A 700-nucleotide genomic window follows, 5' to 3' on the forward strand; every position below is an offset into this window, starting at 1 on the left:
GCGTAAAGTTAATAAATTTTACTGAATTAAAAGTGTGCGAGAATTTTCCAAAATGCGCCAATAAAAGCAATAAAATTTATACGGTGTTGGCAACTGTTTTTTTTCAGATTATGGTTTTTTATTCCGCCAATTTTAAAGTGAATGAGTTTAAATTCAAAATATCATGTCAAATCAAGATAAACATTATTTTATTATACACTATAAAAATGGTGATTTAAAAATAAATATAAGTATTCCAAATAGTAATAATTCCACTGACTATTTTAAAAACCTTTATGATTGTGTTACTGACGAAAACATTAAAGAATATCATATAATAACAGGACAAGAAAAGTCAAAAGACAATGAACATAAATTTAAATCAATCTGTGAAAGATATTTAGGAATTAATTAGTTTTTATTCAGAAATTCTAATCCTTTCGAGGTAATAATATGAAATCTTTTAGTGTTTTTTACATATTTTAGAAAATTCAAATCTTCTAAAATCATTACTAAAGTATCTCCATTAACTACGTCTTTTCTAATAAAATCATTTTCTTTTTTCACGTAGTTCAAAGCGTCATACTCAAAGTTTTTTGCTTTATTAGATTTTCCTTTATAATTTTTAAAAAACTCTAATGCGTGATAATTTAATCTTTCAGATGTTATAATCATATTTTTAAGAATTTGAGTGAGTAATAGTTGCCAACGTTGTTGTATA

At 23.9% G+C, this 700-nt stretch carries 2 protein-coding genes; one reads left to right on the top strand and one right to left on the bottom strand.

Translation table 11 applies throughout. From position 1 onward, the window contains the following. The first annotated feature begins 163 nt into the window (after positions 1 to 163). Positions 164 to 394, top strand: coding sequence for a hypothetical protein (locus Q0762_RS13895; RefSeq protein ID WP_298767733.1), 231 nt, complete (start codon positions 164 to 166; stop codon positions 392 to 394). Here Q0762_RS13895 and Q0762_RS13900 read toward each other — a convergent pair. Further along, positions 391 to 700, bottom strand: a 310-nt coding sequence (locus Q0762_RS13900; RefSeq protein ID WP_298767734.1) for a hypothetical protein, incomplete at its 5' end; no start/stop codon positions are given. The genes Q0762_RS13895 and Q0762_RS13900 overlap by 4 nt on opposite strands.

Origin of the sequence: uncultured Polaribacter sp. (genome assembly GCF_947495205.1) — a bacterium.
Classification (GTDB): Bacteria; Bacteroidota; Bacteroidia; order Flavobacteriales; family Flavobacteriaceae; genus Polaribacter.